Consider the following 8776-nt stretch of genomic DNA (forward strand, 5'->3'; position numbering starts at 1 on the left):
AGACAGAAGAGCTATGCGACAGCTTCTGCTTCAATGACAGGCACGATGACACTGGCATGATTGCCTTTTGGCCCCTGGTGGACATCAAACTGGACAGACTGTCCGGCTTTTAGCGTTCTGTAACCATCCATCTGAATGGTGGAGTAATGGGCGAAAATATCTTCGCCGCCGCCTTCGGGGCATATGAAACCAAACCCTTTGGCGTTGTTGAACCACTTAACAGTACCCGTTTCCATACTTCGACATCCTTCGTAAATCTTATATAAGTAAGATGGAATGAACCGGTGGCGGAGTGGGGGCTGTTCAAAACCTCGCCAACTCTCGAAACTACAATTTAGAGAAATCAGGCGGGGCGTCAAGCGCCATGCAGACGGAATAGGGTAAAAATGCATCAAAATTTGAAGCAGTTAACGCTATTGTCGGTTATGTGACAGATGTCGCGGATGGCACTAATAGATGATAGTTATCTAATACTTGAGGTAGATTGATTGTGCGCATAGGCTGCTTGTCAGCGGCAAGATTTTCTGCCGGAAACCGTAACTGAAGATGACGACTGACAATGGGTAAGACGAACGACTGGCTGGATTTCGATCTGCTGGCGGAAGACAAATTGCGCGACGCGCTAAAACCGCCATCTATGTATAAAGTGATATTAGTCAATGATGATTACACTCCGATGGAGTTTGTTATTGACGTGTTACAAAAATTCTTTTCTTATGATGTAGAACGTGCAACGCAACTGATGCTTGCAGTTCACTATCAAGGCAAAGCTATCTGCGGTGTGTTCACTGCCGAAGTGGCTGAAACCAAAGTAGCGATGGTGAACAAATATGCGAGGGAGAACGAGCATCCGTTGCTGTGTACGCTGGAAAAAGCCTGAATGCAGGCATAAACATTGGGGGAGGTGCCTATGCTCAATCAAGAACTGGAACTCAGTTTAAACATGGCTTTCGCCAGAGCGCGCGAGCACCGACATGAGTTTATGACCGTCGAGCACTTGTTACTGGCGTTGCTCAGTAACCCATCGGCCCGCGAAGCGCTGGAAGCGTGTTCTGTGGATCTGGTGGCGCTCCGTCAGGAACTCGAAGCCTTCATTGAACAGACCACACCTGTATTGCCTGCCAGTGAGGAAGAACGCGACACGCAGCCAACGTTGAGTTTTCAGCGTGTACTGCAACGCGCGGTCTTTCATGTTCAGTCCTCCGGGCGCAATGAAGTTACCGGCGCAAATGTGCTGGTCGCTATCTTCAGCGAGCAGGAATCTCAGGCGGCTTATCTGCTGCGTAAGCATGAAGTGAGCCGCCTTGATGTGGTGAATTTTATTTCTCATGGCACGCGCAAAGACGAACCCAGTCAGTCTTCTGACTCTGGGAATCAGCCAAATAACGAAGAGCAAGCTGGCGGGGAGGACCGTATGGAAAACTTCACGACTAACCTTAACCAGCTTGCCCGAGTGGGTGGAATTGATCCGCTCATTGGCCGGGACAAAGAGCTGGAGCGCGCCATTCAGGTACTGTGCCGTCGCAGAAAAAACAACCCGCTGCTGGTGGGAGAGTCTGGTGTCGGTAAAACCGCCATTGCTGAAGGCCTCGCCTGGCGTATCGTCCAGGGTGATGTGCCTGAAATCATGGCTGATTGCACCCTTTACTCCCTGGATATCGGCTCGCTGTTGGCTGGCACCAAATATCGCGGTGATTTTGAAAAACGCTTTAAGGCGCTGCTGAAACAGCTGGAACAGGATACTAACAGCATTCTGTTTATCGATGAGATCCACACCATTATCGGTGCGGGTGCGGCATCGGGCGGCCAGGTGGATGCGGCTAACCTGATCAAGCCGCTGCTCTCCAGCGGTAAGATCCGTGTGATAGGGTCCACAACCTATCAGGAATTCAGCAATATCTTTGAAAAAGATCGTGCGTTAGCGCGCCGTTTCCAGAAAATCGATGTCACTGAGCCATCGGTAGAAGAGACCGTGCAGATAATCAACGGTCTGAAGCCGAAATACGAAGCGCACCATGACGTCCGCTATACCGCCAAAGCGGTGCGTGCAGCGGTTGAACTGGCGGTGAAATACATTAACGATCGTCATCTGCCGGATAAAGCGATTGACGTGATCGATGAGGCGGGCGCGCGTGCGCGTCTGATGCCGGTCAGCAAGCGCAAGAAAACCGTCAACGTGGCGGATATCGAGTCCGTTGTGGCCCGCATTGCGCGGATCCCGGAGAAGAGCGTTTCGCAGAGCGATCGCGACACGCTGAAAAACCTGGGCAACCGTCTGAAAATGCTGGTATTCGGACAGGATAAAGCCATTGAGGCGCTGACTGAAGCGATCAAAATGAGCCGTGCCGGTCTGGGACACGAGCATAAACCGGTCGGTTCGTTCCTGTTTGCCGGACCAACTGGCGTCGGTAAGACCGAAGTCACGGTGCAGTTGTCCAAAGCACTCGGCATTGAACTGCTGCGTTTTGATATGTCCGAATATATGGAACGCCACACCGTCAGCCGCCTGATTGGTGCGCCTCCGGGGTATGTCGGTTTCGACCAGGGCGGTTTGCTGACCGATGCTGTTATTAAGCATCCGCATGCGGTGCTGCTGCTGGATGAAATCGAAAAAGCGCACCCGGATGTCTTTAACCTGCTGCTGCAAGTGATGGATAACGGCACGCTGACCGACAATAACGGGCGTAAAGCGGATTTCCGCAACGTGGTGCTGGTCATGACCACCAACGCCGGTGTGCGTGAAACTGAGCGTAAATCGATTGGGTTGATTCATCAGGACAACAGTACTGATGCAATGGGCGAAATCAAAAAAGTGTTTACGCCGGAATTCCGTAACCGTCTCGACAACATTATCTGGTTTGATCATCTCTCTACCGAGGTGATTCATCAGGTTGTTGATAAGTTTATCGTCGAGCTTCAGGTTCAGCTGGATCAGAAAGGTGTCTCTCTGGAAGTGAGCCAGGAAGCACGTGACTGGCTGGCAGAGAAAGGCTATGACCGCGCAATGGGCGCACGTCCAATGACGCGTGTGGTCCAGGATAACCTGAAAAAACCATTGGCTAACGAACTGCTGTTCGGTTCGCTGGTGGATGGTGGCCAGGTGACCGTTGCGCTGGATAAAGAGAAAAATGAGCTGACCTATGGTTTCCAGAGTGCGCAAAAGCACAAGCCAGAAGCAGCACATTAATCTTTAATCACCTAATCAGCCGGGCATAATGCCCGGTTTTTTTTCGCCTGATAAAAGTGATTTGAATTGGGATATTCAGGGGAGTTTAAACGGTAGGCAAAAAATAAGCCTGCGTAAGGGAGATTACGCAGGCTAAGGAGGTGGTTCCTGGTACAGCTAGCATTTATGGGTTATGTTTTTCAGCGGAGGGGATAATACCCTTAATGAACGAAACGGTATGTGATCGATTTCTAAGAATCTTCCGAACGCTGAAAAATAACCGTAATTAACTACTTAGCATGTGGGTTGCGCGTGGACTCATCGGTAAAATTACGCATCAACAATGCATAATTCAGATCGATATCCTCTGGTACTGGCATCCACACGGTGTAACCATCGCCCGGCGCAACCGGCATGGCTTCACCTTTCGCGTTTTCCATCTGTTCGAGGGTAAAATTGATGTTTCCCTGTGGGGTCATCAGCTCCAGGCTGTCGCCGACGGTGAATTTGTTTTTCACCAGTACGGCTGCCAGTTCACCTTTACGTTCGCCGGTAAACTCGCCGACAAACTGCTGACGCTCGGAAACAGAGAAGCCGTATTCGTAGTTCTGATAGTCGTCATGCGTATGGCGGCGCAGGAACCCTTCGGTGTAACCACGATGCGCCAGACCTTCCAGCGTTTCCAGCAGTTGCGGGTCGAACGGTTTACCGGCTGCGGCATCATCAATGGCTTTACGATAGACCTGCGCGGTACGTGCACAGTAATAGTATGACTTGGTGCGGCCTTCGATCTTCAGGGAATGCACGCCCATCTGCGTCAGGCGTTCAACGTGGGCAATGGCACGCAAATCCTTTGAGTTCATGATGTAAGTGCCATGTTCGTCTTCGAACGCGGTCATATACTCACCCGGACGCTGGGCTTCTTCAATCATAAAGACTTTGTCTGTCGGTGCGCCAATACCCAGCGTAGGCTCAACGTTTTGTACCGGGATAGGCTCGTACTTATGCACGATATTGCCCACCACGTCTTCTTTGCCTTCCTGCACGTTGTATTCCCAGCGGCAGGCATTGGTGCAGGTACCCTGGTTAGGGTCACGCTTGTTGATATAGCCAGAAAGCAGGCAACGGCCGGAGTAGGCCATACACAGCGCGCCGTGAACGAAGATCTCAAGCTCCATATCCGGCACCTGGGTGCGGATCTCTTCGATTTCTTCCAGCGACAGCTCGCGGGAGAGGATCACGCGGGTCAGCCCCATCTGCTTCCAGAATTTCACCGTTGCCCAGTTTACGGCGTTAGCCTGTACTGAAAGATGAATGTCCATGTCAGGGAAGTTTTCGCGCACCAACATAATCAGACCAGGGTCTGACATGATCAGTGCATCCGGCCCCATTTCCACCACCGGTTTCAGATCACGAATGAAGGTCTTCAGCTTGGCATTGTGTGGGGCAATGTTAACCACCACATAGAATTTTTTACCCAGTTCATGGGCTTCATTAATGCCGAGCTGCAGGTTTTCGTGGTTGAATTCGTTGTTGCGTACGCGCAGTGAGTAACGCGGTTGGCCCGCATACACAGCGTCAGCGCCATAGGCGAAAGCGTAACGCATGTTTTTCAGCGTTCCCGCCGGGGAAAGGAGTTCCGGTTTAAACATAATTTTCTCGTTCTGATGACAGGTCAGACTCGCCTCACTCAATGAGGCGGTTAGGGGAGTGCCCCCATATTAAGGGCGGGCATTGTAGCGCTGCGAGGAAGTCAGGTAAAGAAAAACGCCGGGCGACAGCGTTGTGTTACCCGGCTGGGCGAGTAATTATCAGGTCTTATCTTTTATCGTCTGACTGACACCATTGGTCTTAACTGAAGCAATACCGGTCTCGCGTGACTGTTCATTCGCATACAGTTGACTGCTACCAATAATCTGGTGGTTTGCAGCTTTCAGGTTGAAATGTAATTTGCCATTAGACGCTGTTTTTTTCTCATAACGCTCATCCAGAGGGCTGTTAGCCTGGACAGATGCGATCCCTTTTTCTGCAGCGCCTTTTGTAGTGTAAAGCTCACTGGTAAGGATTATTTCCCCGTTCCCAGCTTTAAGAACAAAGCGGTACTGATCATCGCTACTCTTACTTAATTCAAACCAACCAGCCATATGAACTCCTTGATTAAAAGTTTTATATCAAACAGTTATTGACGACAGTATTGTCAGAAAGAGTATGAGCGATATTTGGAGAGTTGCTAGTTACCAGGGCTCATGGAGCAGCGGAGCCCTGAAGGGCAGGAGAGTTTAAGCAATTCGGCAGGCGTCGGCTTCCCAGCGATACCCCACGCCATAGACCGCGCGGATAAACGACTGCTCGGCATCCAGCGACTCCAGCTTGCGTCGCAGGTTCTTAATATGGCTGTCGATGGTACGGTCGGTAACGACGCGGTAATCGTCATAGAGATGATTGAGCAACTGTTCACGGGAGAACACTTTACCCGGCTCATGTGACAACGTTTTAAGTAAGCGGAATTCGGCGGGCGTTAAATCGAGCATCTTCCCACGCCAGGAGGCCTGAAAACGGCCTTCATCGACGATAAGCGGGCTGTCTGCATCCATTTGTTGCAGTTCGCGCTGCGGTTTGCAGCGGCGTAGAATTGTTTTCACGCGAGCCACGACTTCGCGCGGGCTGTAAGGTTTACAAATATAATCATCAGCACCGATCTCCAGCCCCAGCAGGCGATCAATCTCTTCGATTTTAGCGGTTACCATCATGATGGGGACTTCTGAGAAGCGGCGGATTTCCCGACACAGAGTCAGACCGTCGGTACCGGGCAGCATCAGATCCAACAAGATCAGATCGGGCGGTGTTTGGCGCACGTAAGGAAGAACCAGGTCGCCGTGGTTGATCAGCGTAGGGGCATAGCTCGCTGCCCGCAGGTAGTCGATCAGCAGTTGCCCCAGCTTAGGCTCATCTTCCACGATCAGAATACGCGGTGTGTTTTCATCAATGGGTAACTCAGTCATACATCTCTCTGTAAATCGCGTTCCAGCGGTAACTCTACTGTAATGCTAACCCCACCAAAAGGCGAATGGGCGGCACGAATCAGACCATTATGCGCTTGTACTATATTGACGCAAATCGCCAGCCCCAACCCGGAACCTCCGCTGGCGCGGTTGCGCGAGCCTTCGGTGCGATAAAATCGTTCAAACAGCTTCTGTAACTGCTCGTCACTTACGCCGGGAGCGGAATCTGCGAAGGTTAATAACACCATGCGTTCGCGTTGTTCGGCGCTGATATGCAACCCGCCACCGCTGTCGGTGTAGCGCAGGCTGTTTTCCAGCAGGTTGTTGAACAGCTGCATCAGACGATCCCTGTCACCAAATACCGTCATGCTGTCGGGGAGCGAAAGCTGTATGGTCAATCCACGGCTGGCGAAGCGTTCACGAAATGCGCCGCTTGCCACTTCCAATAGGGGGATGAGGTCCAGCGATGTTTTCTGGTAGGCCAGCGCGCCTTCATCTGACATGGAGAGCTGATGAAGGTCGTCAACCAGTTTGGTGAGCGTACCGACTTCAGCCTGCAACGAGGCAACGGAGTCAGGAGTAAACTGGCGGACACCATCCTGAATGGCCTCCAGTTCACCGCGCAACACCGCCAACGGCGTACGCAGTTCGTGAGAAATATCGGCCATAAAGTCACGACGCATCTGCTGGTTTTTTTCCAACGTACTGGCGAGCTGGTTGAAGTCCTGCGCCAGCTTGCCCAGCTCATCCGTACTGGTTGGCGTAACGCGAGTGGTGAAATCGCCCGCCGCCAGTTTGTGCGTGCCTTCCACCAACCGCTTAACCGGGGCCAGCAGGCTGCGCGCCAGCGTAAACGTCGCCAGCGCGGCCAGGATCGTGGAGAGCGCAACGATAAGCCAACTGGATCGTCGTTGCTGCATGTCGAAATTGATATCCGTATTCCGCGTTAAGCGTTCCACAGGAGAGGCAATCACGGCGCCCACTTCGCTACCGTTAACGCGTATGGGATGGCGCATGCCGTCGCGAGGAACTGGGCCGCGCGGGCCGACAAGCACACGGGCGTTTTGGTCGACAACCCAAAACTGTGTACGCCAGCCGTGCGGTGGCATGCCTGGACCCGGTTTATCATCGTCGTTGTCGTGTTCAAAAGAGCGCAGGATCTGGAAAACAAAACGATCGTTATTGCGTAAGAATCGCCAGTTGCCGTGCTGCTCGTACTGCTCGCTTAATGCGTCGCTGAGCATTTGCAGCCGCTGCTCGTTGCCGTGCTTGATATAGTCAATAAAACCACGTTCGAAGCTAATGCGTACGGCCCAGTGCATGCTGATCAGCAACACAATGCAGGTGGCGAAAATCGCCAGAAACAGTTTGCCGGTGATACCGGGCCGCCAGAACTTCATCAGGTGCTCCTTTTGCGCCGTGAAATCACCGCGTTGGTTTGCGTGTCGTTCGGCACGCGGGCAAAAATAATGGCGGGCAGCGCAATAATGAAGGCGATGCACAGCCAGGTATACATAAAGACGGTATGCGTACTTCCGCTGTCGATGGCGATATGCTGTTGGCCGAACATGCCCAGCAGCAGGCCAGCGATGGTCACACCAATACTCATCGATAGCTGCATGATCATCGACAGCAGGCTGTTACCGCTGCTGGCCAGATCGTCAGGCAGATCTTTTAACGTAAGCGTGTTCATGGATGAAAAACGCGTTGAGTTGACCATTCCCTGTAAAAACAGCACGAAGGGCAGGGCGTAATACCAGCCCAGCAGTGCCGTGGTCATTAGCAACAGACTGACCAGCGACAGGCCAAGCGTAGTGGTAATCAGCACACGACGGTAACCAAAGCGGTTAACGACCTGCACCACAATGCGCTTCATGCCCATACTGCCCAGCACCATCGGGATCATCATCAGCCCGGCATGAAAAGGTGAAAAACCGAGGCCAATCTGTAAAAACACCGGTGTCATAAACGGCAACATGCCGCTGCCGATGCGTCCGGCAAAACTGCCGAACAGACCTAGCGAGAAGGTTGGTGTGCGAAACAGATTCAGGCTGAATAGCGCACGCGGATTACGATGGGCGTGTTTCAGATACAGCGCAATAGCCAATACCCCGCAGATAACCAGCGCCGCCAGCGTGATACTGGAGAGGCCGGTTCCTTTGCTGCCATCGAGCGCCAGCGTCAGTACCGCCATGCCGACCGCCAGCATCGCGAACCCTGAGAGGTCGAAACGTCGGGTTTGCATGGTGTAGTTGGGCATCAGCATTAACGTCGCTATTGCGCCGACAATGCCTACCGGAATGTTAATCAAAAATATCCAGTGCCAGGAGGCGTATTCAACCAGAATCCCGCCTAACGCCGGGCCCAGCAGCGGGCCGATTTGACCGGGTAAAGTGACAAACGTCATTGCCGCCATATATTGCTCACGCGGGACGATTTTCATCACCGTTAGCCTGCCGACCGGCACCATCATCGCGCCGCCAACGCCTTGTAAGACGCGCGCCATCACCAGCTCGTTGAGCGTGCTGGACCCGGCACAAAACAGCGAGCCAAGCGTAAACAGGATGATGGCGGTGAAGAAGATATTACGCACGCCAACTTTGTCCGC

8 protein-coding genes are annotated in these 8776 nt (G+C 52.6%); 2 read left to right on the forward strand and 6 right to left on the reverse strand.

Features of this window, described 5'->3' with window-relative positions; translation table 11 throughout:
* Nucleotides 1-11 precede the first annotated feature (11 nt).
* Nucleotides 12-236 (reverse strand): cold shock-like protein CspD, encoded by a 225-nt coding sequence (gene cspD, locus FDW94_RS09830; protein ID WP_003036813.1) that lies wholly within the window; start codon nucleotides 234-236, stop codon nucleotides 12-14.
* Between the two features lie 323 nt (nucleotides 237-559).
* On the opposite strand from cspD, the gene clpS reads away from it, so the two are divergent.
* Entirely contained in the window at nucleotides 560-880 is a 321-nt protein-coding gene (gene clpS, locus FDW94_RS09835; protein ID WP_003036810.1) for an ATP-dependent Clp protease adapter ClpS, read from the forward strand.
* A gap of 30 nt (nucleotides 881-910) precedes the next feature.
* A complete protein-coding gene (gene clpA / locus FDW94_RS09840) occupies nucleotides 911-3187 on the forward strand; it encodes an ATP-dependent Clp protease ATP-binding subunit ClpA (RefSeq protein WP_003036804.1) in 2277 nt (758 codons plus the stop codon).
* A 269-nt stretch (nucleotides 3188-3456) separates the two neighbouring features.
* Here the strand turns inward: clpA and yegQ are convergent, their stop codons facing one another.
* From yegQ to mdtD, 5 genes are all read right to left on the reverse strand, one after another.
* Complete coding sequence (gene yegQ / locus FDW94_RS09845; RefSeq protein ID WP_111465355.1) at nucleotides 3457-4818, reverse strand: tRNA 5-hydroxyuridine modification protein YegQ; 1362 nt, start codon at nucleotides 4816-4818, stop codon at nucleotides 3457-3459.
* 159 nt (nucleotides 4819-4977) lie between these two features.
* Entirely contained in the window at nucleotides 4978-5310 is a 333-nt protein-coding gene (locus FDW94_RS09850; RefSeq protein ID WP_048224506.1) for a YegP family protein, read from the reverse strand.
* Between the two features lie 135 nt (nucleotides 5311-5445).
* Nucleotides 5446-6168, reverse strand: a complete 723-nt coding sequence (gene baeR, locus FDW94_RS09855; protein WP_032943946.1) for a two-component system response regulator BaeR — start codon at nucleotides 6166-6168, stop codon at nucleotides 5446-5448.
* The gene (gene baeS / locus FDW94_RS09860) at nucleotides 6165-7568 is read right to left on the reverse strand and encodes a two-component system sensor histidine kinase BaeS (protein WP_003834277.1); all 1404 of its coding nucleotides are present in this window, start codon (nucleotides 7566-7568) and stop codon (nucleotides 6165-6167) included. The genes baeR and baeS overlap by 4 nt, the downstream gene beginning before the upstream one ends.
* A partial coding sequence (gene mdtD / locus FDW94_RS09865; protein WP_249358378.1) for a multidrug transporter subunit MdtD occupies nucleotides 7568-8776 on the reverse strand: 1209 nt, incomplete at its 5' end. The genes mdtD and baeS, both read right to left, overlap by 1 nt.

It is taken from the genome of Citrobacter sp. wls757 (assembly GCF_005280935.1).
In the GTDB taxonomy this organism is placed as follows: domain Bacteria; phylum Pseudomonadota; class Gammaproteobacteria; order Enterobacterales; family Enterobacteriaceae; genus Citrobacter; species Citrobacter portucalensis.